At 67.7% G+C, this 25,398-nt stretch carries 24 protein-coding genes and 1 pseudogene; 5 read left to right on the top strand and 20 right to left on the bottom strand.

All coding sequences use genetic code 11. From position 1 onward, the window contains the following. Positions 1-773: 773 nt before the first annotated feature. Positions 774-1,181, bottom strand: coding sequence for a hypothetical protein (locus I1E95_RS10090; protein WP_197161961.1), 408 nt, complete (start codon positions 1,179-1,181; stop codon positions 774-776). Positions 1,182-1,252: 71 nt separating this feature from the next. On the opposite strand from I1E95_RS10090, the gene I1E95_RS10085 reads away from it, so the two are divergent. Beyond that, positions 1,253-2,191 (top strand): NAD(P)-dependent oxidoreductase, encoded by a 939-nt coding sequence (locus I1E95_RS10085; protein ID WP_197161958.1) that lies wholly within the window; start codon positions 1,253-1,255, stop codon positions 2,189-2,191. Here the strand turns inward: I1E95_RS10085 and I1E95_RS10080 are convergent. Next, positions 2,181-2,930, bottom strand: a complete 750-nt coding sequence (locus I1E95_RS10080) for a hypothetical protein (protein ID WP_197161955.1) — start codon at positions 2,928-2,930, stop codon at positions 2,181-2,183. The two genes, I1E95_RS10085 and I1E95_RS10080, sit on opposite strands and share 11 nt — an antisense overlap. A gap of 72 nt (positions 2,931-3,002) precedes the next feature. On the opposite strand from I1E95_RS10080, the gene I1E95_RS10075 reads away from it, so the two are divergent. Further along, positions 3,003-4,082, top strand: coding sequence for a glycosyltransferase (locus I1E95_RS10075; protein ID WP_197161952.1), 1,080 nt, complete (start codon positions 3,003-3,005; stop codon positions 4,080-4,082). Here I1E95_RS10075 and I1E95_RS10070 read toward each other — a convergent pair. Beyond that, entirely contained in the window at positions 4,072-5,178 is a 1,107-nt protein-coding gene (locus I1E95_RS10070) for a histidinol-phosphate transaminase (protein WP_197161949.1), read from the bottom strand. The two genes, I1E95_RS10075 and I1E95_RS10070, sit on opposite strands and share 11 nt — an antisense overlap. A 338-nt stretch (positions 5,179-5,516) precedes the next feature. On the opposite strand from I1E95_RS10070, the gene I1E95_RS10065 reads away from it, so the two are divergent. Beyond that, complete coding sequence (locus I1E95_RS10065; RefSeq protein ID WP_197161946.1) at positions 5,517-6,338, top strand: pentapeptide repeat-containing protein; 822 nt, start codon at positions 5,517-5,519, stop codon at positions 6,336-6,338. An 8-nt stretch (positions 6,339-6,346) separates the two neighbouring features. On the opposite strand, the gene I1E95_RS16915 is transcribed toward I1E95_RS10065, so the two are convergent. The 6 genes and pseudogenes from I1E95_RS16915 to I1E95_RS10035 all read right to left on the bottom strand — a co-directional run bounded on the left by I1E95_RS16915 (position 6,347) and on the right by I1E95_RS10035 (position 13,298). Beyond that, positions 6,347-8,644, bottom strand: coding sequence for a type II secretion system protein GspD (locus I1E95_RS16915; RefSeq protein ID WP_231594555.1), 2,298 nt, complete (start codon positions 8,642-8,644; stop codon positions 6,347-6,349). 80 nt (positions 8,645-8,724) lie between these two features. Further along, the gene (locus I1E95_RS10055; protein WP_197161943.1) at positions 8,725-9,564 is read right to left on the bottom strand and encodes a hypothetical protein; all 840 of its coding nucleotides are present in this window, start codon (positions 9,562-9,564) and stop codon (positions 8,725-8,727) included. Then, positions 9,561-10,274, bottom strand: coding sequence for a PilN domain-containing protein (locus I1E95_RS10050; protein ID WP_197161940.1), 714 nt, complete (start codon positions 10,272-10,274; stop codon positions 9,561-9,563). The genes I1E95_RS10055 and I1E95_RS10050 overlap by 4 nt, the downstream gene beginning before the upstream one ends. After that, positions 10,271-11,143, bottom strand: a complete 873-nt coding sequence (pilM, locus tag I1E95_RS10045) for a type IV pilus biogenesis protein PilM (protein ID WP_231594554.1) — start codon at positions 11,141-11,143, stop codon at positions 10,271-10,273. The genes I1E95_RS10050 and pilM overlap by 4 nt, the downstream gene beginning before the upstream one ends. A gap of 192 nt (positions 11,144-11,335) precedes the next feature. Then, positions 11,336-12,535 carry a quinone-dependent dihydroorotate dehydrogenase gene (locus tag I1E95_RS10040; RefSeq protein WP_197161934.1) on the bottom strand — a complete coding sequence of 400 codons (1,200 nt, stop codon included), beginning with the start codon at positions 12,533-12,535 and terminating at the stop codon, positions 11,336-11,338. Further along, positions 12,532-13,298 (bottom strand): annotated as a pseudogene (locus tag I1E95_RS10035) (ribonuclease H). Before I1E95_RS10035 ends, I1E95_RS10040 begins: the two are co-directional and overlap by 4 nt. 77 nt (positions 13,299-13,375) lie before the next feature. On the opposite strand from I1E95_RS10035, the gene I1E95_RS10030 reads away from it, so the two are divergent. Beyond that, positions 13,376-14,086 carry a DUF3747 domain-containing protein gene (locus I1E95_RS10030; protein ID WP_197161932.1) on the top strand — a complete coding sequence of 237 codons (711 nt, stop codon included), beginning with the start codon at positions 13,376-13,378 and terminating at the stop codon, positions 14,084-14,086. A 246-nt stretch (positions 14,087-14,332) separates the two neighbouring features. On the opposite strand, the gene rplL is transcribed toward I1E95_RS10030, so the two are convergent. From rplL to gloA, 8 genes are all read right to left on the bottom strand, one after another. Continuing rightward, complete coding sequence (gene rplL / locus I1E95_RS10025) at positions 14,333-14,716, bottom strand: 50S ribosomal protein L7/L12 (protein ID WP_197161929.1); 384 nt, start codon at positions 14,714-14,716, stop codon at positions 14,333-14,335. Between the two features lie 64 nt (positions 14,717-14,780). Next, on the bottom strand, positions 14,781-15,311 hold the full coding sequence (gene rplJ / locus I1E95_RS10020; RefSeq protein WP_197161926.1) for a 50S ribosomal protein L10: 531 nt from the start codon (positions 15,309-15,311) through the stop codon (positions 14,781-14,783). A 296-nt stretch (positions 15,312-15,607) separates the two neighbouring features. Next, the gene (gene rplA, locus I1E95_RS10015; protein WP_197161924.1) at positions 15,608-16,315 is read right to left on the bottom strand and encodes a 50S ribosomal protein L1; all 708 of its coding nucleotides are present in this window, start codon (positions 16,313-16,315) and stop codon (positions 15,608-15,610) included. Positions 16,316-16,448: 133 nt separating this feature from the next. Further along, positions 16,449-16,874, bottom strand: a complete 426-nt coding sequence (rplK, locus tag I1E95_RS10010) for a 50S ribosomal protein L11 (protein ID WP_006173231.1) — start codon at positions 16,872-16,874, stop codon at positions 16,449-16,451. A 123-nt stretch (positions 16,875-16,997) separates the two neighbouring features. Then, positions 16,998-17,609: a transcription termination/antitermination protein NusG gene (nusG, locus tag I1E95_RS10005; RefSeq protein WP_231594981.1), complete on the bottom strand. Its 612-nt coding sequence runs from the start codon at positions 17,607-17,609 to the stop codon at positions 16,998-17,000. A 133-nt stretch (positions 17,610-17,742) separates the two neighbouring features. After that, positions 17,743-17,991, bottom strand: a complete 249-nt coding sequence (gene secE / locus I1E95_RS10000; RefSeq protein ID WP_197161920.1) for a preprotein translocase subunit SecE — start codon at positions 17,989-17,991, stop codon at positions 17,743-17,745. Positions 17,992-18,060: 69 nt separating this feature from the next. Continuing rightward, a complete protein-coding gene (locus I1E95_RS09995; protein ID WP_197161918.1) occupies positions 18,061-20,916 on the bottom strand; it encodes an ATP-dependent Clp protease ATP-binding subunit in 2,856 nt (951 codons plus the stop codon). Between the two features lie 21 nt (positions 20,917-20,937). Continuing rightward, positions 20,938-21,360 (bottom strand): lactoylglutathione lyase, encoded by a 423-nt coding sequence (gene gloA / locus I1E95_RS09990; RefSeq protein ID WP_197161916.1) that lies wholly within the window; start codon positions 21,358-21,360, stop codon positions 20,938-20,940. A gap of 139 nt (positions 21,361-21,499) precedes the next feature. On the opposite strand from gloA, the gene eno reads away from it, so the two are divergent. Further along, positions 21,500-22,795: a phosphopyruvate hydratase gene (gene eno / locus I1E95_RS09985; RefSeq protein ID WP_197161914.1), complete on the top strand. Its 1,296-nt coding sequence runs from the start codon at positions 21,500-21,502 to the stop codon at positions 22,793-22,795. 24 nt (positions 22,796-22,819) lie between these two features. On the opposite strand, the gene I1E95_RS09980 is transcribed toward eno, so the two are convergent. From I1E95_RS09980 to I1E95_RS09970, 3 genes are read right to left on the bottom strand one after another with little or no spacing between them, the layout of a single operon-like run. Then, positions 22,820-24,493 carry an AarF/ABC1/UbiB kinase family protein gene (locus I1E95_RS09980; protein WP_197161912.1) on the bottom strand — a complete coding sequence of 558 codons (1,674 nt, stop codon included), beginning with the start codon at positions 24,491-24,493 and terminating at the stop codon, positions 22,820-22,822. Next, positions 24,493-24,828 (bottom strand): hypothetical protein, encoded by a 336-nt coding sequence (locus I1E95_RS09975; RefSeq protein WP_197161910.1) that lies wholly within the window; start codon positions 24,826-24,828, stop codon positions 24,493-24,495. Before I1E95_RS09975 ends, I1E95_RS09980 begins: the two co-directional genes overlap by 1 nt. Before the next feature lie 36 nt (positions 24,829-24,864). Further along, positions 24,865-25,389 (bottom strand): hypothetical protein, encoded by a 525-nt coding sequence (locus I1E95_RS09970; RefSeq protein ID WP_197161907.1) that lies wholly within the window; start codon positions 25,387-25,389, stop codon positions 24,865-24,867. Positions 25,390-25,398: the final 9 nt, after the last annotated feature.

Genomic DNA, 25,398 nt, shown 5'->3' with positions numbered 1-25,398 from the left:
AGGAGGAGCCTGCCCCATGAACTCGCCTGTGATCGGATCCTGCCGTCAGCTCTGAAGCTCTCCGTTGACACGATCACGGCCGTTTCCGACACTGACCCAATCCCCATCGAAACTCCGGAAGGTGAATGACAGGGGCTGTTCGACGTACTCGGCAGTGTACTCGGATTTGACCGGAGATCCCACCGCAATCTCCAGGGAAGTCCGCATGAAGTCTTGATATTGACTGGCATCGACTACCCCAATCCATCGGGTTGGGTGCGTTGCGAAGATTGCCAATGAATATGGCTAAAGCATGCCCAAGCTGTCCTATTTCGTCGCTGTTCGGCGCGAGGAAAGCCATGACCTCCTCGCAGAGAATCGCGGAATACGAGATGACCTCAGGCACCGAAGGAGTGGCAGACTCCCCAGATTTTTCGTTCCAAATCCATGCTTGAAGCCCAACAACATCCAAACTTCAACCAGATTTCACAGAGCGGGACGAACAGCCCGGAAGTCCACAGGTAGTTACCCTTATCTCACTCAGCCAATCCCGCCATCCAAAAGCAGGCCTGAGAGCAACTCGACAGCCTGCAGGTTGTGAGGAACACAAGAAAACCCTGACCACGGAAAGGGGCAGGACAACGGTCCGATGAGGCCAGTACACTCTCATCCCCCTGACCGGATTCAGCCGGCTTTGGCCATCCCTTGGATCGAGGAGTGCTGTTCACACGTGGTCCTGGCCTTGACCTCAATGTCCAGCGTTTCCGTCATCCGGCCAGCCGACCGACGCTGCCTCACGTGCCGCGGGCGCCCTTGCCGTCCCGACCGTCGCGGACCGGCAAACCCAGCCGCTGATGCAGGGCCCGTGCCTCCTCCCGGTTCCGGTTCATCAGATCACGCTTGGCCTGGCGTTCCGTCTGGCGGCAGGCGCTGAGTGCCTCCAGGTCCCTGGCTTCGTCGAGACAACGCTGTCCCTTCTGGAGGATGGCGATCATGTCGGCATGGGCCCGCAACGAGAGACTGCGCTGCCCCTTGAACAACTCATTTTTCTGACTGGGGGTCAGCTGGATACGCGTGGGAGATGTCCGGTCACCGGGAGCAGCGCCGGGCTGGGCCTGGCCTGAGCCCACCTGCAGCAGCATCGACAGGGCAGCCGCCGCGGGCGGGATCAGCACAAGCTGGGCATTGCGGATGACGGACATGACGATAAGGATTCCCAAGAACCATGCTCCGGTAGCTGGATGTCCAGGTGCCAACTGAACGGGCAGAACCGATGACCAGATCTTTCCCCGGAGGCCCGGAGCAACCGGGCTGTCAGGGCCATCCAGCCGTGGCCTTCCTCGGACTGGGGGCCCTTGGAGCCCCGATGGCGACCAGGCTGCTGGCGGCCGGCTTCCCCCTCATCGTCCACAACCGCACCAGGACCGCGGAAGAGCCGCTGGCCTCCTCAGGGGCCACCAGGGCCGCCACGGCTGCGGAGGCGGCTGCCTCCGCCGAACTGATCGTCCTCTGCCTCAGTGATGACGCCGCCGTCGAGGAGGTGCTCTTTGCCCCGGCCGGAGTGGCCGAGGCCGTGACTCCAGGCTCCCTGGTGATCGACTTCTCCACGATTGCGGCGGCCACCAGCCAGCGTCTGGCCGCCCGCCTGGGTGAGCTGGGGGTGGGCTATCTCGATGCCCCGGTCACCGGAGGCACGGAGGGGGCGCGTGCCGGCACGCTCTCCCTGCTGGTGGGAGGCGCCAGCGACCAGCTGGAGCGGGCCCGGCCCCTGATGGAGGTGGTCGGCAACCGGATCAGCCACTTCGGTCCTGTGGGCTCGGGTCAGCAGGTGAAGGCGGTCAACCAGATCCTGGTGGCCGGGAGCTATGCCGCCTTGGCCGAAGGACTGGCCCTGGCCAGGGCCCTTGGGCTGCCTCTGCAGCAGGTGTGCAACGCCCTCGAGGGGGGCGCCGCCGGCTCCTGGGCCCTGCAGCACCGCGCCAGCCAGATGATCGAGAACACCTACCCCCTCGGCTTCCGGCTGGCCCTGCACCGCAAGGATCTGGCGATCGCTCTCGAAACGGCCTCCACCGCCGGAGTGACCCTGCCGATCAGCACCAGCGTGGCCGGGATCGAAGATGTCCTGATTGCCGCCGGCCACGGCGATGAGGATGTGTCTGCCCTGGCACGGTGGTTCCAGTCAGACGGGGACCTCGAGGCCCTCAGGGAGTGAGCGCGGCCTTGTCGGCGACCACCCGCACACGCTTGGTGGTGCTGACGATGCCCTTGGGGTGCACCAGCAGCACGGCCCACGTCTGGCTGCCGGGCGTCAGAGGCGCCTGCACCGTCTTGAACAACCCTCCACCACCAAGAGCCGCCAGCTCCAGGTCAGGGGTTTCCAGGGCGCTGATCTGAGCCGGTGTGATCGCGGCGATGCCGCCGGCGGCGACCGCCCCATCCAGCGGTTCATCGAAGACCACGTCCACGTCGTAGCGCTGACCGGTGAGCACCGCATCCGGAATCAGCACGCTGACCGGCAGATTCGCCTCACCGCTGCGCAGTGTGGTGGTTTCGCGGATCAGCTCCTGCCCGTTCAGCCGGGAGCCACTGGCACTGAGGGCCAGGAGCTGCTCCGCCTGGAGGGTGTAGCGGAATGGGCCTTCGGAGCGGCTGCCGCTCACCACAATCGCCACGGTGGGGCGGCCATCCCGCAGTGGAGTGCCTGGACTCACCTGCCAGCGGGCATCCGGGAAGCGGTCGCGCAGGATGGCGTAGCGGGCCTCCAGCCGAGCGGGATCCAGGCCGGGACCAGCTTCCACCAGGGCCGACAGACTGGAGGGCTGACCGCTGTTGAGGGCCGTCTCGAGGCTCTGGAGCAGAGCCGGACTCGGCGGAGCGGCCTTGGCGGCCGGCAGGGCCGCGACCACCGAGGCCGCGAGCAACACGGCGAGAAACGGGCGGGACTGCGGCATCGAGGTCAGCCATGGCGGCCCTTTTAAGTTAGGCGCGCCCCGGTAGCGCGACGCGCGCATCAGCGAAGCTCCATGTCCAGGCTCCTGATCGCGGCCAGCGGCACTGGCGGACATCTGTTCCCTGCCCTGGCGGTGGCCGAGGCCCTGCCCGATGGCTGGCAGGTGCAGTGGCTGGGGGTGCCCAACCGCCTCGAGACCGAGCTCGTGCCCAGGCGCTACCCGCTGCACACGATCCGGGCTGGGGGACTGCAGGGCAAGGGGCTGCAGAAGCTCTGGCAGCTGATACGCCTGATCGGCTCCAGCGTGGCGGTGAGGCGGCTGATCCGCCGGGAGGGCATCAGTCTGGTGTTCAGCACCGGGGGCTATATCGCCGCCCCGGCGATCCTGGCGGCCCGCTGGTGCGGTGTGCCGGTGGTGGTGCATGAATCCAATGCCATCCCGGGAGGGGTCACCCGCCTGCTCGGCCGTCACTGCAGCCGGGTGGCGGTGGGACTGCGGGAAGCGGCGGAGCGGCTGCCCCGCTGCCGCCCCCTGGTCACAGGCACGCCGGTGCGCGCCGACTTCCTGCGGCCGGCCCCTCTGCCCAGCTGGGTGCCAGCGGGCGAAGGCCCCCTGGTGCTGGTGATGGGTGGCAGCCAGGGGGCTGTCGGCCTCAACCGCATGGTGCGTCCCCTGGTGCCGAAGCTGGTGGCCGCCGGCTGCCGCGTGGTGCATCTCACGGGCAGCCATGATCCCGACACCGGCCGTCTGCGGATCCCCGCCTACATCGAGCGGCCCTTCAGCGACGACCTGCCGGGCCTTCTTCAGCACACCCAGCTGGCCATCAGCCGCGCGGGGGCCGGAAGCCTCAGCGAACTGGCCGTCTGCGGCACGCCCACGATCCTGGTGCCGTTCCCGCAGGCCGCCGACCACCACCAGGACGCCAACGCTGAAGCCGCCGCCGCGGCAGGCGCCGCCGTGATCGTGTGGCAGCACGCCCCGGAGCACCAGGCCCTGGAGCAGGCGGTGTGGCGCCTGCTGGGTCCGCGGCTGCGCGGGACCAGTCCTGGCCTCGATCCCCTGAACACCCTGAGGGCGGGCATGGAGCGCCTGGCCGTGCGCGACGCCGATCAACGGCTGGCGGAGCTGCTGATCGAGCTGGCTAGGGGGTGAGCTCCTGCCGCAGGGCCCGCAGCAGGCGACGGTTGTTGCGCCGGTCCTGCAGGGCGATCCGCAACCAGCACTCCCCCAGTCCGTCAAAGGAGCGGCAGTCACGCAGCAGCACACGCTGGTGGCGCTCCAGCCGCTCACGCAGCCCCACCAGGGAGCTCTCGGAGCGCAGCAGCAGGAAGTTGGCGGCCGAAGGCAGTGGCGTGAGACCTGGCAGCTGCGCCAGCCGCTGCCGCAGCCAGGGACCCTCCACCGCCACCCAGCGCTGCACCCGCTCCTGCCAGAGCCGATCGCCCACCACCGCCTCACCCACTGCGGCCGCCAGACCATTCACCGGCCATGGGTCACGCCAGGCGGCCCACCGCCGCAGCCGGGCAGGATCCGCCACGGCATACCCCAGGCGCAGGCCAGCGATCGCCAGCAGCTTGGTGAGGCTGCGGATCACCACCAGGCCGGGGTGACGGGCCACCAGCGGCACCAGGGACTGGCTCTCCCCGCTGGGCACCAGGGGAAGGAAGGCCTCATCGACGATCACCAGCGCGAAGCGCTCGAGCAGTGGCTCAAGCGAAGCCCGGCTCCAGAGCTGGCCGGTGGGGTTGTGGGGATTGGTGACCCACAGCGCCTGGATGGACCCGGCTGGAAGTGATGGCAGGGGCTGGGGCCAGACTGCCGGGCCCGGATCGGGCAGATCCAGCGGCCAGGGACTCCAGGACCCACCCCAGCAGGCCAGGGCCCGGGGGTAGTCGGCGAACCCTGGTGTGGGCAGCAGGCTGGTGCCCACAGCGGCGGCGTCGCGGGCCAGCCAGGTGAACAGCTCCGCCGCCCCGTTACCGGGCAGCACCGACGCCGGATCGAGCTGGTGGCGGGCGGCGATGGCCTGGCGCAGCCGCAACTGCTGGCGGTCGGGATAATCCCTGAGGGGCGAGGGCAACCCGGCCGGCGTGCGCAGCACCGCCTGCAGCAGCCTGCGCACGCCGTTGGAAGGCCCGAAGGGCACCAGGGAAGCGCTGGCATCGAGCAGATCAGCGGGGCGGCAACCCAACCGCCTGGCCACGGCCTCCAGGTTGCCGCCATGGCGCTCGAGGGCCCCACCGTCCATGACAGCTCCAGCAGGGTCCCCAGCGTGAATGCCCATGCGCCCCAGCCTGAACGAGTCAGGATCTCCCCATCGGGCACCACCTGGCTGGAACCGATCCCGCTGGTGGACCGATGGCCGGAATCAGTCTCAGGGACTGGGTCAACGGACTCTGCCTCCAGACCTGCTCAAGCGGACCGCCCCCTGGCTCAGCCGACTGTTCACCGCAATGGCGGATCTGGTGCTCTTGCCGGCGGGCTGTGGATGGATGAAAGTTGGCCGTCGCTGTGCATCGAGCACCGCGATCCAAAGGCCGACGCTGCGGCCACCCGCTGAATCCACCCCGCTTCACTCCCTCCGGCATGGCGCCCCCGCTGCGATCCCATGGCCCTCTCCTGAAGGGCGCCCTGCTGCTGGCCACCGGCGCCCAGCTCCTCGGAGGAGCCGTGCAGGCTGCCGAGGCCGATGACGTGATGCGCCTGCTCGACAGGCGGGCCTGCTCCAGCTGCCGGCTGCAGGACGCGGATCTGGTCCTTGCCGACCTGCGGGACGCCGATCTGAGCAAAGCCCAGCTGCAGCGGGCCAACCTCAGCCGCGCCCAGCTGGATGGCGCCAATCTGCAGGGGGCCAACCTCACGTTCACCTCGCTGCTTGGGGCCTCCCTGCGCGGCGCCGACCTGCGCGGCGCCCAGCTAGAGGGCACGGATCTGCGCGAGGCCGATCTCAGCGGAGCACTGCTCGACGTGAACGCCCTGGCCCGGAGCCACTGGAAGCAAGCGGTGGGAGTGAATCCCAGCGCCAGAAGCTACGCCGATCTGCACAATGCCGGAGTGGAGGCTGCGCTCCAAGGACGAGCCAGCGAGGCCGAGACCTACTTCAATCAGGCGATCCAGAAACAACCCGACGCTCCACTGAGCTGGCTGGCCCGTGGCATCAGCCGGGCGGAGCAGGACAAGCGCGACCTGGCCGCCGCCGACTTCACCTACGCCGCCAGCCTGTATGAGCAGCAGGGCAACAAGCCGGTGGCTCAGCAACTGCGCAAAGGTGCGGAAGACCTGAAAAAGAATCCGGACGGCAAGGACGCAGGCAATGGCTGGGGAGGCCAGTTCCTGCAGGGCGCAGCAGCGATCTTCCAGCAGTTGGCGCCGCTGGCGATCAAATACTTCGCGCCCCTGGCCTTCTGAGCTGAGCGTCAGGGGCTGTAGATCAGGCGGCGAGCATCCCGGCCGGAGGGGTTATAGCCATAGCCGTAGGTGCCTCCCTGCTCATCGTCGATGATCCTCGGCGTCACCAGGATCACGAGTTCACTTTTATTACGTGAGCCGGTGGTCTTGCGGAAGAACTGACCCAGGAGGGGCAGATCACCGAGGATCGGCCACTTGGACACCACCTGGAAATCCTCATCCGAGATGACCCCGGTGAGGATGAGGGTCTGGCCATCGCGGACACGCACGCTGCCGGTGTCCAACCGGCGGAGACGAAGGATGTCGATATCGCCGCAGCCTGGAACCGGCTGACGATCCACCACCCCGGAGATGGCCGGGGACAAGGTGAACGTCACGAAGCCATTGTCGTCGATCTTGGAGACACGGGCACCGAAGGTGAGGCCGGCGGTGCTGAAGGTGGGTTCACAGGTGGTGCCCACATTGGCGGTGTTGGTGACGTCAAAAGCCGTCACCACCTGGCGGCCCACCGTCACAAAGGATTCATTGGCCCGAGTGCGACCGATCGTGGCCGCGCTCAGGCCTGAGGTGTCTCCGGCCTGACCGGAAAGCCCCCCGGCACCGATATCGGCACCCCCTGAAATGGTTTCCGGGTTTTCACTGAGAATCAAGGTGGGGCTGGCCAGCACCTTGGCGTTCTCCGAGACGATCTGAGCCTGAAGGAAGTCGAAGAACTGGTTGTCGGGGTAGTTCAGGCCGGGGTTGCGGCGGATACCGTCCACCAGGGAACTGCCTGTCGAGGTCGCCCCATTGAGTGCCGCTGCCCCAGTGGCGACAAGACCTGGCAGGTTGTCACCAGTCGTGGTGATGGTGCCAGGGGTCGTGCCGGTTCCCGGGGTCAGCTCGACCTCCAGATTATTGGGGACACCCCGCCGGAAGTCATTGGCCGTTGGCGGCAGATTGCGTCCGAAAGCCGCCAACAAACGTCCCCCATCATTCACGATGAAGTTGTTGCCGAAGCGGAAGGCAAAGCTGTTATCTATATCGCTTGTATTTGTAAGATTCACGTCCAGGATCTTCACGGACAACGCCACCTGGCGCTGGCGCAGATCCAGTTGCTTGAGATATTGCTCTCCGATCGCCACCAGCGATGGTTCTCCGACGATCGTGATCGTGCCGAGGCGTGGATCGGTGGTGGCGCGCAGCCCCACCAGTGGACCGGATGAGGCCCCGAAGGCTTCCACGGTCTGCTGGGTGGATGTGGTGCTCTGGGAGGTGGCGGTCAGGCCAGTTCCGGCGGGCTGAGCCCCCAGCGGCACGCCCTGGGACACAGCGGTGGTGATCGTGTTGGTCTTGGTGACCTGGGCGCCGAGGTTGGCCAGATAATCGGCTGCCGAGTTGGGAGACACCTGGTTGAGTCGATAGACCTTCGACATCTGTGGGCCGATCGTCTTGCCCAGCACGTCGGAGCCCACCAGGATCGTGTTGCCCTCCTTGCGGGCCTGCAGCCCGGAAGAGAGCAGAACGAAGTTGAACGCCCGTTCATAAGGCTCGCTCTGGAAGGCCACGGTCACAGGAGACAGGCTCGGCCTGGGGCCCTGGGGATTGCTACCAGCCGTCAAGGCGGGGTCAGAGAAGGCAAAGCCATACCCCCCCATCTGGGCCAGCACCATCAGCACATCGCGGGGATTGGCGCTGCGGGTGGTCAGCGTCACAGGCGGACCGTAAAGGCTGAGATAACCGCGATTGCGGATCGTCATCGTGCCCACGGCGATATCGCCGGAGGGGGGTGCCACGGCACGGGGCCGCAGGGGAGGCACAAAGGACGAGGTGGGCACCCGTGCCGGCGCCCGCAGATCCACACCGGCCGACTGGCTCATCGGCACCTGGGGTGCGTTGAAGCGCACGGTCAGATTTCGGCCATCGCTGCTCACCAACGGCGTGCCCAGATTGCGTCCCGGCATCGGCGTGACTTTCAGCTGGAATTCCGTGCCGGTGCCGTCGAAGGTGATGGAATCCACGCCGGCATCGGTCATCGAGAGCGACTGGGGACCGGCCTTGAGCCCCCGGATCTGCTCGGTGCGCAGCTCACCCACCCACACCTGACCCTGCATCTGCTGGCGAAGGTCGACGCCGGTGCCCGCATCCTGGATCACGAGCTCCAGGGCATCGGGCAGGCGACGCAGCTTCAGCTGCAGGCCGTCCTGGCGGATGGCCGCCTGGGCCTGCACTGGAGCTGGAGTCACTGTCAGAGGTAAGGCTGCCAGCAGGTTGCCGGTGGTGGCCAGCCATAGACCGGCACGGAATCCAAGACCAGCTGGGGCCATCAACGCATCCATCACGTCGGAATGTTATGGGACGTGTTCTGTAAACACCAGATGACCAAATGCGACTGTGCCCCCCCTCCTCACTGGGCTGGGGCCGGAGGTGGTGCGGTGGGCTGGGGGGCTGCCGGAGGTCTTCCCGCCGCTGAATTGGCGGCTGGCGGGGTGGCGGCTGGTGGTGAGGCCTGGGCAACCCTGGCCGATCTGGCACCTGGCCTGGCAGCCGGCCCCTCCCCGTAGAGGGCAAGGTTGAGCTTCAGCACCACCTGGGGGACCCGTTGGGGCTGAGCTCCAGGCCTGTTGGCCACTGGCTGAGCCTGTGCGGGAATGGATTCGAGATCCAGGTTGAGGTCGCTCTGGGCGACCAGCAGGCTGAGACGCTCCAGCCTGCGCATGAACACCAGCAGGTTCGGATAACGGCCACGGGCACTCAGCAGGAGAGTGGTCCTGGTCAGGCCATCGGCTTCAAGGGGATCGGAAGGGGGGGCGGCGTCCTTGTCCTTGGCAGCCCCAGGTGCCGGGGCCGAGGCCGGTTTGCCCCCAGCCGCAGGTGCCTCCACGGGTTCAAACACATCGAGCTGAACCCCGGTGGCCGTCGCCTCCCGGTTGAGCTGGGCGAGGAAGGTGCTGATCTGGCCACTGCCGGCGATCAGCTTCAGCAGGCTGGAGCGCTGTCCATCCACCGTCTTGACCTGATCGAGCTGGCGCACCCTCTGGGCACGCAGCAACGGCAAGCGCTCGCTCATGCCCCGCAGTTCATCGAGCTGAAGCTGGTTGCGGCGGACCTGATTCCAGGGTTGAAACACTCCCAGAAGGGCCACCAGGCCCGCCACCAGCACCCCGGCCGCCACCGGCAGTCCGATCAGCAGACCATTGCGCAGAAGGAGAGACCGGGGCGGAGCGCCCTGCTGAAGATTGGTCATCGCAGCAGGCCCTCCTTCTGCAGAAGCTCCAGGCGACGGGCCATACCCCCGGCACCCAGCTCCTGCAGCTGAGTCAACCGGGCAGAACTGGACGGCGGACGGCTGAAAGCCGCACTGATTTCAAACTCCACCAGGCCGCTCTCAGGGCCCTTGCCGGGCTTGCTCGCGTCGGTGTCGTTGCGGATGGCACGGCCAAGGTTCACGCTGGCCGGATCGATCAGCGGGGAGGATTTCAGGCGCAGAACAAGTGCGTTGATCCGCTCGAACGCTCCTGGATCACCGGTGCGGCCTTTGATCTGAAGATCATCCTTGCCCACCTGCACTGATGTGAGCTGCAAGGCGACCGGAGTGCGGCCTGCCAGGTCGGTCAACAGGGCCGAACCTGATCGCACCGCCACCAGGCCGTTCACCAGCTCGGCATTGCCCTTGCTCTTGAGCTCCAGACCAGCCTTGTCAGCGGCGAGTTCCGCTTCGATCGTCTCCACCTGGGTTCTCACCGGCGCCAGACGGGTGAGCTCCTGCTCCAGCAGCAGTCCCTGGATCTTCAGCACCATGGCGACACCCACGCTGGCCAGCACGATGGCGCCACCGATGGCGGAGCCGATCATCAGCAGTCGCCTGGCATCGGGCGGTCTGGGCGGCTCGGCGCTGAGGCCCAGCTCCAGCCGGCGCTCCCGCAGCAGGTCCAGACCAGGAAGGACTGGGCTCATCGGGCCAGCTCCGCCCGCATCAACCCATACAGGCTGGTGAGGGACCAACCCGGCAGGGAGCCCTCATCGCCGCTGTCAGGGGGCATGGTCATCCAGCCCATCGCCACAGGATCGAGGATCTCGATCGGCCACTCGCGGCCTTGGCTCAGGGTCCCGGCCAGCAGGGGCAGATCGGAGCTGGAGCCGGCCAGCCAGAGACGAACCCCGTTCACGGCGGGATCCAGCCCGCGCCAGTAGGCGATGCACCGCTCGACCTCGTCCTCGGCCATCGCCCCTGTCCACTGCCGCTCGTACTCAGGCACGCCGCGGCGCAGCAAGGTGAGCCGCCCTCCTCGCTCGTCCACCACCAGCAGAGCCTCCAGAAGCCCGGGATCGCCCCCCTCCAGCAAGGAGGCCAGGGCCCGCAGTTCACACACCTGGGGGGCTTCGAGCCGCTCGAGCTCAACCCCGGCGATGTCGAACACTTCAATCCAGCTGAGCACGCGCTGGCGCGGGACAGTCACCAGCAGCGAGGAGCAGTGACCGGAGGCCTGCTGACCTGCACCCTCCAGTGGCATCAGGCCGACGTAAGCCTGGGAGAGGTCGTAGGGAAGCCCCAGGGGGGGATCGATCTGGCGCAGGGCCTCATCCGCCGACTCGGGCCAGTCGTCGAAGGGCCACTCCACCACCCTCCAGGAACAGGCGGCGGCGGGCAGCACCGCCAGCACTTCAGCGCCCACCAGGCCCAGTTCCACCAGCAGATCGCCGATCAGGTCGCCGAGGGCCATCACCTGCAGAGGGTCACCGGCGGAGCAGGCCCCGCGCGGCAGGGGCACCCGCCTCAGCAGTCCCAGCTGTACAGGCTCGCCATGGCCCCTGGTGGTGAGCACCGTGACCGCGTCATCCTCGAGTGCCAGCCAGACCCGGCGAGGAAAAAGACGGGCTGTTAAAGGCTGAAGCTGTTCCTGAACGCCGGCAAGGACCAATCGTCACGTCCTGGAATCCCGATGCAGCGTATCGGCCTCGCGCCGTTTGCGCACATCCCCTGCAGACCCGTCTCGATCGGGAGACAGGGCCAGCGCTCAGCGCCAGGGCAGGCCGCTGCCCACAACCTCACTCAGATGGCTGCAGCCATGGCGGTCCAGCTGGTCGCCGAGGCCCTCGAGAATCGCCGGCACCAGGCCCGGCCCCTGGTAAATCCAGCCTGTATAAACCTGAATCAATGAGGCTCCCGCCGTGATCCGTTCCCAGGCGGCCTCGGGGGAATCGATTCCGCCAACACCGATCAGCGGCAGGGCTGGTCCGGCTGTGGCCCGCAGGCGCCGGATCACCTCCAGAGCCCGGCCGCGCAGGGGAGCGCCGCTCAGCCCCCCCGCCTCCTCCGCCAGGGTCCTCCCGGTCTGGGGCAGGCGACGGTTCTCCAGCCCCAGCCGGTTGACGCTGGTGTTCACGGCGATCACCCCGGCGAGGCCCTCCTCGTAGGCCAGGCGGGCAATCGTGTCGATGGCGTCGTCTTCGAGGTCGGGAGCGATCTTGACCAGCAACGGCGGGCAGGCCGACAGGCGACGCAGCCGCTCCACCAGGCGCCTCAGCTGCACAGCGTCCTGCAGGTCGCGAAGGCCGGGGGTGTTGGGTGAACTGACATTGATGACCACGTAGTCGGCCAGGGGCGAGAGCAGCTCCAGGGAGGAGGCGTAGTCATCGGGGGCCAGCTCCAGGGAGGTGATCCTCGACTTGCCCAGATTGAGGCCCAGCACCGCGGGCCTCTGGCCAGGCGGGGGCAGGTGCTGGCGCTCGATGTTGCGCTTGACGGCCTGGGCACCGTCGTTGTTGAAGCCCATGCGGTTGAGCGCAGCCCGTTCCTGGGCCAGGCGGAACAGCCGCGGCCGTGGATTGCCGGGCTGGGGGTGCCAGGTGATCGTGCCCAGCTCGGCGAAGCCGAAACCGAACAGGTGCCAGATTCCTGCGGCCACCGCGTTCTTGTCGAAGCCGGCAGCCAGTCCCACCGGATTGGCGAAGCGGCAACCGAACAGGGTCTGCTCGAGGCGATGGTCGCGACGTTGCAGCTCGGCCCCAAGGCCCGCCAGGCTGCCCGACACCAGGGGCCAGTCGCGGCGCAGGGAGGCCTGGGCCAGGGCGGCGAGGGTGAGACTGCTGAGCTGCTCGGCATCGGCCCCCTCATCCCTGGCGAGCAGGGGACCCACCCAGCGTCGGTAGAGCGAGCCCGTGCTGGTGCCGGCGGTGGTGCCTGAGGAGGAAGGCTCTGGTCGCTCCAAAATCATGGGGACTCCTGCAGGGAGGGCTCGGCGCGCTCCAGCCGCCAGCGGCCTTCGCTGGCGGGACTCACCCGCCAGTCGCGCCAGATCCAGGGACCCTGCCGCTCCTGCAGACGGGCCAGGGGCTGCTCCACGAGGCGGGCCAGCTCGGCGGCTGTCAGGGCATAACCGCCGCTGGCCAGGCGGTCGGCCACTTCAAGACGGGTGAGCAGCTCGCCCAGGACCGCAGGGGCCGGCTGTTCCAGCCCATCCACCTCAGCCGCTCCAGATTGAGGAGCGTTCCGCTGGCCGCTGGACCCGGGTCCAGTGGCCAGCGGAGGGGAGCCTCCGCGCGAGAAGGCCACGGCGATCTCATCGCAGCGGTCGTTGTCGGGATCACCGCTGTGCCCCTTGACGTGGACCAGGCGCACCCCAGGGAGGCGTGCCCGGTCCAGTTCCTCCCAGAGGTCGCGGTTGAGCACGGGTCCGCCGGAGGCTGTACGCCAGCCCTTGCGCTTCCAGCCCGCCATCCACTTGGTCAGACCATCGATCAGGTAGCGGCTGTCAGACGCAGGTCAGGGTGAAGCGGCAGCTGGCGCAACTCCTCCATCAGGGCCAGGGCAGCGGTGAGTTCCATGCGGTTGTTGGTGGTTGCCGCGGCGGCCCCACCGAGCTCGCGCACGCTGCCGTCCTCGAAACGCAGCAGGCAGCCCCAGCCTCCCGGGCCCGGATTACCCCGGCAGGCGCCATCACAGGCGGCGGCCACCACCCTCACCGGCTCAGCAGCCACTGGGCAATCCGGCCAATGTTCGGTAGACAGTGGTGCCGTAGACCGTGGCGACGATGTTGGAACACAGGAAATCCACCATGCAGCGAACCTACCTGGCCCTCGCGGGGGCTGGTCTGGCCGCCACCACGCTCCAGGCCGTCACAACGCCCCTGGCTGAGGCCGCCGGAGTGTTCGACAGCCAGCCGGTGGAGGCGTCGCAGTTTGCGGTGCTGGCCAAGCCGGTCGGCTTCGCCGACTGGTCGCTGGTGCTGATCGAGCAGACGGCCAACGGCCAGCCCTGCTGGCAGGCCCGGCCCGATGGCCTGGTGGAGGCCTCGATGAATCGCTTCGACTCCCGCGGAATCTGCACCAGCTACGCCGGCAGCAACGCCTACTCCCTGAGGGTGGCGGACCAGGACCTGGCCAGCCGCTACCGACTTCGCCTCAGCCAGGTGGGCGACGAACTGCAGCTGCAGGCCATGAGCCCGGCGGACACCACCCTGCTGCTGGTGGGACGGGGGGAGGTGAGCCGCCGTGACCCTGAGGGATTTGTTCCGATCAAACTCGAGAGCGACTGGCAGCTGAATCGCCGCGTCTTCGGCCAGCAAACCCTCAACCACATCTATTTTGCCGCCAGCACCCCCCTGGAGCAGCTGATCGCCCAGGCCGGTGGGGGCAGCCGCGAGACGGTTCAGCCCATCAGCAGCGGTGGGCCGGGGAGCCTTGGACGTGTCCTGGGAAGCATGGCGAGAGGTGGAGAACTGGAGAGTGGGCCGATCGCCCTGCAGGTGATCCCCTTCCGGGAGTGACAGTCGACACAGCGACCCCCGCCGCGAGCTTCCAACTGATCCAGGCCATATGGTTGTCTTGTGTGAGGAGTGCAGAACGCTCTCCCGGGGTCGAAACGAGGACAGACTCCCGGCATCGTTCCACCTCAAAGGCCTGCCTTCGGCGGGCTTTTTTTTTGGCCGTTTGAACCCAGCAAAAAGCCGGCCCCGAGAGACCGGCTGCGGAGGATGAAGTCGGCGGAGGAGGGGACCCTCCGCCGGGCGGGATCACTTGACGGTGACTTTGCCGCCCACTTCCTCGATGGACTTCTTGAGTGCCTCGGCCTCGTCCTTGCTGATGCCTTCCTTGACGGCCTTGGGAGCCGCCTCGACAAGGGCCTTGGCTTCGCCCAGGCCGAGGCCGGTGGCCTCGCGGACGGCCTTGAGCACCTTGATCTTGGCGGCGGCGTCGAAGCCTTCGAGGATCACATCGAACTCGGTCTGCTCTTCAACCGCCTCAGCGGCGGCTGCGGGAGCGGCGGCCATCACGACGCCGGCGGAAGCGGCGGCGGACACACCGAAAGCCTCTTCGATCTGCTTGACGAGCTCGGAGGCTTCCAGCAGAGAGAGAGTCTTCAGCGACTCGAGAATGTCGTCAGTTTTTGTGGTCATGATTGAGAATCAGCAACAGATCTGTGGTCTTGGACCGGCGGAGCCGGGGGTGATTTCGCTGGGCTCAGGTGGCGTCGCCGCTTTCGGCGTGCTGCTTGAGTGCCCGGGCGAGGCCGGAGGGAACTTCGTTGATGCCAACGGCCAACTTGGTGGCCACCGCATTGATCGCACCGGCGATCTGGGCGATGAGCACCTCCTTGGAGGGCAGCTCGGCAATGGCCTTGATGTCGTTCTGGGAAAGAAGTTTGCCTTCGTAAAGGCCTCCTTTCACATCCGACTTCTTGGTGTCCTTCTGGAAGGACTGAACGGCCTTGACGGCACCACCGACATCGCCCTTGATCAGGACGAACGCGTTGGTGCCGGTGAGCAGGGAATCGAGTTCCGACCAGGCACTGTTGCCATCAATGGCGCGGCGCATCAAGGTGTTCTTGGTCACCTTGCAGATGCCGCTGTTGGCCTGCAGACGGGTCCGCAGATCAGACATCTCCTTGATGGACAAGCCCTTGTAATCAAGGACCAGCGCCATTTCGGCCTCACCGAGGAGCCCCTTGAGCTCTTCGATGATCTGTTGCTTGCTCTCCAGCGTGCGGCCCATGGGTTTGGTACGGAGTTGGGGGAACAAGCCGGGACGCGGCCGCCAACTTCTCTGCCGGGGTGAACCGGAGGGAAGCCTCGAGGCCGCTGAACGGTGATCCGCCCGGAGAATCCGAACCGGAAAAAGTCGCGTGCACCTCGGCAGGATTTACCTGGACTGCATCTTCTTGGACACACCACCGAAGCGGGTGACCCTGAGGACGCAGCACTGACCTGCTGTCTTGGGCCGGGCGCGTGCCCGATTAATGAGTTTACACGGCGGGGTGCTTGAGCACGATCACCCCGCCTCAACTGGGCTCAGCCCTCCAACTTGATGTCCTGCAGGGCGGTGACGTCGACGGGGACGGACGGACCCATGGTGGAGGTGAGGTAGAGACTCCGCCAGTAGCGGCCCTTGGCACCGCTGGGCTTCTGGCGATCGATGGTTTCCTGCAGAGCCTTGAGGTTCTGCAGCAGGTCGTCGACCGAGAAGCTGGCCTTGCCGAAGCGCACATGCACGATGCCGGTGCGATCGGCGCGGAATTCCAGCTTGCCCGCCTTGAATTCGTTGATCGCTCCTGCCAGATCGGTGGCCACAGTGCCGGCCTTCGGATTCGGCATCAGACCGCGTGGACCGAGCACCCGGCCCAGCTTGGCCACCTTCGGCATCATGTCCGGCGTGGCGATCAGCAGGTCGAAATCGATCTGACCGCCGGCGATGGCCTCCACCAGCTCGTCATCACCGGCGAGGTCGGCGCCGGCGGCTTTGGCTTCGGCCACCTTCTCGCCACGGGCGATCACGGCGATGCGGATGGTCTGGCCGGTGCCCTTGGGCAGGGCCACGGTGGTGCGCAGCTGCTGGTCGGTGTACTTGGGATCGATGCCGAGCCGCGCATGGGCTTCGATCGTTTCATCGAACTTGGCGTTGGCGTTGGCCTTCACCAGCTCGAGGGCCTCGAGCGGGGTGTACTCGCGATCCTCGATCGTCTCGAGCAGGGCGGTGAAACGCTTGGATTGTTTGGGCATGGGTTTCAGCGGGGTTCAGGCGACTCTCCGGGCTTGGCCTTGGCTTGTTGGGCCTGGGGCGGCGGCGAGGGTCTCCCCCGGGTGGGGTGAACGGTGGATGAAGCGGGAATGGCGGAGCCGGGCTCCTGCAGGTTCAGTCGCTGATGGCGACGCCCATGTTGCGGGCGGTGCCTTCGATGATGCGCATGGCCGACTCCAGGCTGGAGCAGTTGAGGTCGGGCAGCTTGGTGCTGGCGATCTCCTGGAGCTGGGCACGGCTGATGGCGCCCACACGGCCCTTGGCCGAGGTGGCAGCACCCTTATCGATCCCGGCGGCCTTGGTGATCAGCACCGAAGCCGGCGGAGTCTTGGTGATGAAGGTGAAGCTGCGGTCTTCGAAGACCGAGATCTCCACCGGGATCACATAGCCGGCCTTGTCCTGGGTGCGGGCGTTGTACTCCTTGCAGAAGGCCATGATGTTGACCCCATGCTGACCGAGGGCAGGGCCCACGGGTGGTGCGGGGTTGGCTTTGCCGGCATTGAGCGCCAGCTTGATTACGGCAACGACTTTTTTGGCCATCGGCTGGTCTACGGAGGGAAGCGCTGCGGATCGCCTGACCCTTGGGTCGAGGCGTTGGGCGGCGGCGCCGAAACGGTGCCGCCGGGTTGGGCCGCCCTCCGCAGGGAGGCGGCCCCGTGACCATCAGCTTTGCTTGCTGATCTGGGCGAATTCGAGTTCGACCGGGGTTTCCCGGCCGAAGATCGAGAGCAGGGCCTTGAGCTTGCTGCGCTCGCCCGACACCTCGATCACCTCGCCCTGGAAGTCCTTGAAGGGGCCGGCCGTGACCAGAATCTGATCACCCTCGGCCAGATCGACCTTGACGACGGGCTTCTTCTCGGCGGCGCGCTTGAAGATCCGGTCGACCTCCTGGCGGCTGAGGGGCCTGGGCTTGATGTGACCACGGGCCCGGCCGGTGGACCGGCGCTCCTCCTGGCCGACGAAGTTGATCACGTTCGGGGTGCTCCGCACCGCCATCATCGTGTCTTCATCGAGCATCATCCGCACCAGCACGTAACCGGGGAAGACCTTCTCCTCGGCGGCCTGACGACTGCCGTCCTTCTTGAGCTTCACCGCCGGGGTCTGGGGGATCTCGATCTCAAGGATGCGGCTGTCGACGCCCAGCGTGATGGCTCGCTGCTCCAGAGTGGCTTTCACCTTCTTTTCACAGCTGGACGCCACCTGCACGGCGTACCAGCGGGCCACCATCGGCTTGCCTTCCCGCTCCGCCGGCGCGGGGGGTTCAAGGGCGAGCACGTCAACGGCGGCGTCCTCCTCAGGGGCGCCGTCGGGGCTGGCTGCGGTGACGAGATCGGCTTCGGACACGGGGACGGAGGAGTGGGTGCTCAGAACGAACGGGACGGGGGAAAGTTGAGGTGCCACCGGCTCCTCAGGGGAAGACCTGGGTGGATGCCCAGCTGAAAAAGCGATCGACGGCGGCGATGGTGGCGGCCGAGAGGCTCACCATCAGGATCACCGCCACCGACTCGCTGAAGAGCTGCTGACGGCTGGGCCACACCACCTTGCGCAGCTCCTCCAGGGTGGAGGAGATGAAACCCCCGACACCAGCTGGCTGGGCAGGCTTGACCTCCTGCTCAGGGATGTCGTCGGAGGTGGTGGTGCGGCTTGGAGAATCCACGGGCGCGGGCGCACCGGACGGCGAGGCGTACCGGCAAACGAACACCCTACCGGACACCCTTTCAGGGGGTCACTCCAGGGGCAGGAAGCGCAAAGTGTCGGCACCACCGGGACCGCTGGGATCGCCGAGAGACACGCGCACACCACGGGCGGCGCGGAAGTGGTCCTCCAGCAACTCGGTGGCCAGGGGGTTTTCGATGCGGCGGCGCAACACCCGGCGCAGGGGCCGGGCTCCGAATTCCGGCTCATAGCCCAGCTCCGCCAGGCGGCTCACCACGGCCTCATCGATCTCCAGCTCCAGCCGCTGCTCCTTCAGCAGCGCCGCGAGCTCCGCCACCTGCAGGCGCACGATGCGTTGCAGGTCACTCGGCGCCAGGGGGCGGAAGCGGATCACCTCGTCGATGCGGTTGAGGAACTCAGGCCGGAACTGTCCGGCCAGGGCGCGCTCCACCGCCGCCTCCAGGCCGGAGTCGTCGCCACTGCGGGCACTCTCGAGGATGGCCCGGCTGGCCAGGTTGCTGGTCATCACCACCACGGTGTGGCGGAAATCAACCGTGCGGCCCTGGGAATCCGTCAGGCGTCCGTCATCGAGCACCTGCAGGAGCAGGTTGAACACCTCGGGGTGGGCCTTCTCCACCTCATCGAGCAGCAAGACCGCATAGGGACGGCGGCGCACGGCCTCGGTGAGCTGTCCTCCTTCCTCGTAGCCCACATAGCCGGGGGGAGCCCCCACCAGGCGGGCCACGGCGTTGCGCTCCATGAACTCGCTCATGTCGAGCCGCACCAGAGCGTCCTCCTCATCAAAGAGGGCCGCGGCCAGGGCCTTGGCCAGCTCGGTCTTGCCCACGCCGGTGGGGCCCAGGAACAGGAAGGAGCCCACGGGCCGGCGCGGATCCTGCATGCCGGCCCGGGCCCTCCGGATCGAGGCCGCCACCGCTGCCACCGCCTCGGGCTGGCCGATCACCCGCTCCGCCAGCCGCTGCTCCAGCTCCAGCAGCTTCTGTCGCTCCCCGGCCAGCAGACGCTGGATCGGAATACCGGTCCAACGGGCCACCACATCGGCGATGTCGCCCTCATCCACCTGCTCACGCAGCAGGGAGAGACCGCCGCGCTGATCGTCGAGCAGCTCCTCCTCAAGGGCGGCGCGGCGCTGCTGCACCAGCTGCAGCTGATCCACCTGCAGGCGGGCCGCCTCCTCGAATTCGCCGTCACGCTCGGCCTCGGCGATCGCCAGGCGGAGCTCATCGTCCTGCTGAAGCAGCTCTCTCAGCTCCGCCAGCTGCTCGCGCTCCGCCTGCCAGCGCCGCTGTAGATCCTGCAGGCGCTCCAGGGCGATGCGACGCTGATCCTGAAGGTTCACGCGCTCGTCCTCGGAGGCGGCCTCCGCCCCCAGCAGGGCCAGCTCGATCCGGCGCAGGTCGAGTTCGGCGGCCTCCACCACCTGGGGCTTGGAGGTGACCTCCATGCGCAGCTGGGCGGCGGCCTCATCGATCAGATCGATCGCCTTGTCGGGCAGGCAGCGGTCGGCGATGTAGCGCTCGGCCAGACGCACCGCTGCCTGCAGGGCCCCATCGGTGATGGTGACGCCGTGGTGGAGCTCATAGCGCTCCTTGAGGCCCCGCAGGATCTCAAGGCTCACCTCCTTGCTGGGTTCACGGATCACCACCTGCTGGAAGCGGCGGTTGAGGGCGGGATCCTTCTCCACCGTGCGGCGGTAGTCCTCCGGGGTGGTGGCCCCGATGCAGCGCAGCTCACCCCTGGCCAGGGCCGGTTTGAGGATGCTGCCGGCATCGGCGCTGGAGCGGTCGGCGCTCACCACGGTGTGCAGCTCATCGATGAACAGCACCACACCGCCATCGCCGGCCGCAGCGGCACGTCCCTCCTCCGGATCCTTCACCTCGGCCAGCACGCTGCGCAGCCGTTCCTCGAACTGACCGCGGAACTTGGCGCCGGCGATCAGGGCACCGAGGTCGAGGGCGATCAGGCGCAGGCCTTTGAGGGAGTCGGGCACTTCGCCGCTGACAATGCGCTGGGCCAGCCGCTCGGCGATGGCCGTCTTGCCGACGCCGGGCTCACCGATCAGCACCGGATTGTTCTTGCCGCGGCGGGACAGCACCTGGATCAGCCGGCGGATCTCGGTGTCGCGGCCGATCACCGGATCGAGCAGACCGGCGCGGGCGGCGGCGGTGAGGTCGCGGCCGTACTGCTCGAGGGCGCTGGGCTCGCCCCCCTCAGCCTCCAGCGTCAGCTCCTGATCAGGGGCTCGGACAGGCCTGAGGGGACGGGGCACGGGGGCTGCTGCCGCGGGGGCGGTCAGCGACGGCACCGCGGCGGGCTCCCGGGTGGGGCTGTCGATCCAGTCGTCGGATGGGGCCGGAGGCGCTTCGAAACGGCGGGGACGCCCGGACCCGGCCGACGCAGCCGAGCTGATGCCTGCTGGGCCGGAGACAGGGGCGGCCGCGGGCCGCAGCTGGCGCAGCAACTCCGGCTCGCTCAGCCCCTCCTCCGCCAGCAGCGCAGCTCCCAGGCGAGGTTCATCGAGCAGGGCCAGCAACAGATGGGGGATGTCAAGCAGGCGCGAACCCCAGCTGGAGCGCCGGCGGTCGGCCTCCTCCAGCAGGTCTTCGAGGGCATCACCGATGTAGAGGTCGTCGCCGGGCGACGAGGGCTGCTCGGCGCAGAAGCCCTCCAGCCGATCGAGCAGTCGCTCACGTTCGATCGGCAAGGGATCCACCCAGGCCGCGAAGCGTGAATCCTGCAGAAGCGCCTGGAGCAGGTGCTCCACATCCATCTGGTCATGGCGCCAGCGACGGGCCTGGTCCTGGGAGGCCAGCAGCAGCTCCCAGGCCACCTCGCTGAACCGGTCGGGTTCGCTGGTGAGGCTGAAGGGCTGGGGGGTGCTCAAGCTTGGGGACTCAGGGCGCATCGGACCGCGAGGCCATCGGGATCAGGTCAACCCATCTTCATCCGCCGCTCGCTCGGGGCTGGACGACAACTGAATCAGCTCCACCTTGTAGCCGTCGGGATCTTCCACAAAGGCGATCACCGTGCTGCCGTGCTTCATCGGCCCGGGCGGCCGAACCACCCGCCCTCCCTTGTCGGCGATGGCCTCACAGGTGCTGTGGATGTCCTCCACCCCCAGCGCGATGTGCCCGAAGCCATCACCGATCGCATAGGAGCTGGTGTCCCAGTTGTGGGTGAGCTCCAGCACGGTGGTGTCGCTCTCATCGCCATAGCCCACGAACGCCAGGGTGAAGCGGCCGGAGGGGTAGTCCTTGCGGCGCAGCAGGCGCATGCCCAGCACCTCGGTGTAGAAGGCCAGGGAGCGCTCCAGATCGCCCACCCGGAGCATGGTGTGAAGCAGGCGCATGGAATTCAGCGGGACAGATGACTTTGATTCTGGCGGCCGGGTCCTGCCGCTCAGCTGGGCCGTCGGTACCGACGGTCACATCAGAGCGCCCCGGGGCGACCCATAGGATCCCCGCAAGCCCTGACCGCCTCCAGTTTTCGTGTTCGACTCCCTCGACCTCGTGATCGATTCCATCGTGGCTCGGGAGGTGCTCGACTCCCGCGGCACCCCCACGGTGGAAGCGGAAGTGCGGCTGGAGGGCGGCGCCCAGGGCCACGCCATCGTGCCCAGCGGCGCCAGCACCGGTGCCCATGAGGCCCATGAGTTGCGCGATGGCGGCAGCCGCTACGCCGGCAAGGGCGTGCTCCAGGCGGTGGCCAACATCGAGGAGAAGATCGCGCCGGTGCTCTGCGGTCTCAGCGCCATCGAGCAGGTGGCGGTGGACACCGCCATGATCGAACTTGATGGCAGCGACAACAAATCGGCCCTGGGGGCCAATGCGGTGCTGGCCGTGAGCCTGGCGGTGGCGCGGGCCGCCGCCGAGGGGGTGAGTCTTCCCCTCTACCGCTACCTGGGTGGGCCGATGGCCACCCTGCTGCCGGTGCCGCTGATGAACGTGATCAACGGCGGAGCTCACGCCGCCAACAACCTGGATTTTCAGGAATTCATGCTGGTGCCCCATGGCGCCCCCAGCTTCCGTGAGGCCCTGCGCATGGGCACCGAGGTGTTCCACACCCTCAAGGGCCTGCTCAGCGCCCAGGGCCTCTCCACCGCCGTGGGCGATGAGGGTGGCTTTGCCCCCAACCTGGAGAGCAACGATGCAGCCGGCGCCCTGCTGGTGGCGGCGATCGAGAAGGCCGGCTACAGGCCCGGCGAGGAGATTTCCCTGGCCCTCGATGTGGCCAGCACCGAGTTCTATGCCGATGGCCGCTATGCCTTCGGCGGCGGCAGCTACAGCTCGGCCGAGATGGTGGATCAGCTCGGTGCGCTGGTGAGCCGCTATCCGATCGTCTCGATCGAGGATGGCCTCGCCGAAGACGACTGGGAGGGCTGGGCGCTGATGACCCAGCGCCTGGGCAGCCGGCTCCAGCTGGTGGGCGACGACCTGTTCGTGACCAACACCAGCCGCCTGCAGCGGGGGATCGACGCCGACACCGCCAACTCGATCCTGATCAAGGTGAACCAGATCGGCTCCCTCACGGAAACCCTGCAGGCCATCGATCTGGCCGGCCGCGCCGGCTACACCAGCGTGATCAGCCACCGCAGCGGCGAAACCGAGGACACCACCATCGCCGACCTGGCGGTGGCCACCCGCGCCGGCCAGATCAAGACGGGCTCCCTCAGCCGCAGCGAGCGGGTGGCCAAGTACAACCGGCTGCTGCGCATCGAAGACGAACTGGGCAGCCAGGCGCTCTATGCCGGCGCCGAAGGACGGGGACCCCAGGGCAAGGGCTGATCCAGCCTGCCTGGAGCCCTCGGCTCAGCCCCCGGCTCCCGGCAATTTCTCCAGGCGCGCATCCCGCCGCTGACGGCCCTGGAGCTTGATCCAGCTCAGACCCACCGGCAGACCGGCCACCAGCGGGATCGCCGCCAGAGCCGGCTGGCTGCCGGCCCCCAGCACCGCGGCAGCCACGGCGAAAGCGCCCAGCACGATCGCCAGGCTGGTGCTCTGCTGGGCCAGGGCCAGACGACGCAACAGCCGATCGGTTTCACCGGCGCGGATCTGCACCTGCAGGTCGCCCTGCTCGATGCGCACCAGGCTGTCCTCCAGCCGGCGCGGCAGCCCCAGGGCGCGGCTGCCCACCTCAGCGGCCTGGCGGCTCAGTTCACCGAGGAAGTCGTTGGGGCCGTTCCCGCTCGCAGTCATCAGGGGTAGGAGGTAAGGGCGGGCAATGGCCATCAGGCTAAAGCCGGGATCGAGGCTGCGGCCCACCCCCTCGAAGGTGGAGAGGGCCCGCATCACGAAGATCAGCTCGGCAGGCAAGCGAAAGGGCTGGCCATAGACCAGGTCGTAGAGGTCGCCGGAGAGCTTCTCGATCACGTTGGTGGAAAACGGCGGCGTGAGCGCTTCGGTGAGCATCACCCGCACCAGTCGCCTCACCGGGCCGGGATCCACCTCCCTGGCGATCACCCCCGCCCCCTGCAGCTCCTCCACCAGGCCGGCGGCATCCCGCGCCGCCGCGGCCCGCACCATCCGCCCCAGCCGGCTGCGCAGCCGCGGGGACAGCTGGCCCATCATCCCGAAGTCGTAGTAGATGAGAGAGCCATCGGCGGCCACCGCCAGGTTGCCGGGATGGGGATCGGCGTGGAAGAAACCGAAGCGCACCAGCTGCTGCAGGTAACTGGCGGCCCCCTTCTCCGCCACCGCCGCCGGATCGATGCCCGCCGCCACAAGGGCCGTGCGATCGGTGATCTTGATGCCGGGCAGAAAATCCAGGCAGAGCACCCGGCGGGTGCTGAGCTCCCAGATCACCGAGGGGATGCGGATGCCGGCATCGTCGAGGAACTGCTGACGGAAGCGGGCCGCGTGTTCGGCCTCCAGGCGGAAATCCAGTTCGCGCAACAGCACCCGGCGGCATTCCTGGGCGATCGACACCCAGTCGCGGCCTTCACCCCAGCGCGGATGGCGCTGCATCACGGCCGCCACCTGCTGCATCACCTCCAGATCGAGCCGGAACAACCGCTCCAGCCCGGGCCGCTGGATCTTGAAGACCACCTGCCGGCCACTGCGCAGGCTGGCCCGGTGCACCTGGGCGAGGCTGGCGGAGCCCAGAGGCCGCTCTTCGAGATCGACGATCTCAGCGCAGCGTCCTCCCAGCTCCTCCTCGAGCCGGGCCTGAACCACCGCGAACGGGAAGGAGGGCACCTGATCCTGCAGATGGGAGAGCTCCTCGACGTAGCCCGCCGGCAAAACATCGGGACGGGCGGAGAGCAACTGACCCAGCTTGATGAAGGCCGAGCCCAGCCCCAGCAACTCAGCGGTGAGCCAGCGGGCACGGCGTTGCTGCCTGGCCTCCCGCCGCTCCTGTGTGGAGCCGCCTCGGTAGGTCCAGTCCTTCCCGTCCCACCAGAGCCCCCCCAGCAAGCGCAGCACCGTCCACCAGATGCGCAGCGAGCGGGCGAAGCCCCGCCACCGTTGACGCAAGGCGTCCATCAAGCCTGGTCCTCGAGCTGGCGCGAGAGTGCCGCCACCCGGGCTCGCAGATCATCGATCTGATCCTGTGGAGGTGCGGCAGCCCAGGCCGCAGCCGTGGCGGTGGCATCCCCTCCTCCGGCCTCGGTGCCTGTGCCGCCCCTGCTGGCCTCCGTTTCGAGACGCTGGGCCTCCTGCTCCACTTCACTCCAGAACAGCTCCAGCTCGCGCCTGAGGCGCTCAGGGGCCTCCTGGGCCAGCACGGCCAGGCTGGCTGCCGAATCGGCGAAGCCACTGCCAAGACGGGCCCCCAGCCGATTCAACGCAGCCTGCAGCAGGGATTGGGGGGCATGCATCGAAGGGACCTTCCGCTATGGGCAAACTGTGGCAGATCAGGGCTGGCGCTCGGGAGCCGGTGGCGGCGGCACGTCAAGCGAGGGCGGGCCGGGCTCTGGGACGGGTTCCTGGCTCGGAGCGTCAGCCGCGGAGTCGGTGTCCCTGGAGGACTCCGTCAGGGGCCCGTCCGGGGCGCCACCAGCCTGGGTGCCTCCAGCCGCCGTCGTCTGCTCGGCAGTCTTCTTGGCCTCGCGTTTGGCCTTGGCCGCGGCCTCCTGCTGCCGGCGTTCCAGTTCGATCAGCTCCAGATCACCGCGCAGCTCCTCGCGGTCGGCGCCATAACGCAGTCGCAGGCTTTCCAGCGTGGTGCCAGGGAACGGCTTGACATCAAACCCCTGATCCAGTTTCAGCGGCCCTCCGGCCTGCAGGGCCAGCAGGCGGTCGGTGATGCCGTAGCCCGAGCCGAAGGCGAGACCGGCAACCAGGGGGAGCACCCAGGGTGCCCAGCGCTTCGGCGGCTGGGGTGCTGTCGCCTCCGGGCTGGATCGACGGGATCGGCGCCGGGCTCCGGCCTCGGGCATGGGGGAGCT

Source organism: Synechococcus sp. CBW1107 (assembly GCF_015841355.1).
Lineage (GTDB): Bacteria > Cyanobacteriota > Cyanobacteriia > PCC-6307 > Cyanobiaceae > Regnicoccus_A.
This window is presented reverse-complemented; position numbering and strand designations above follow the sequence as displayed.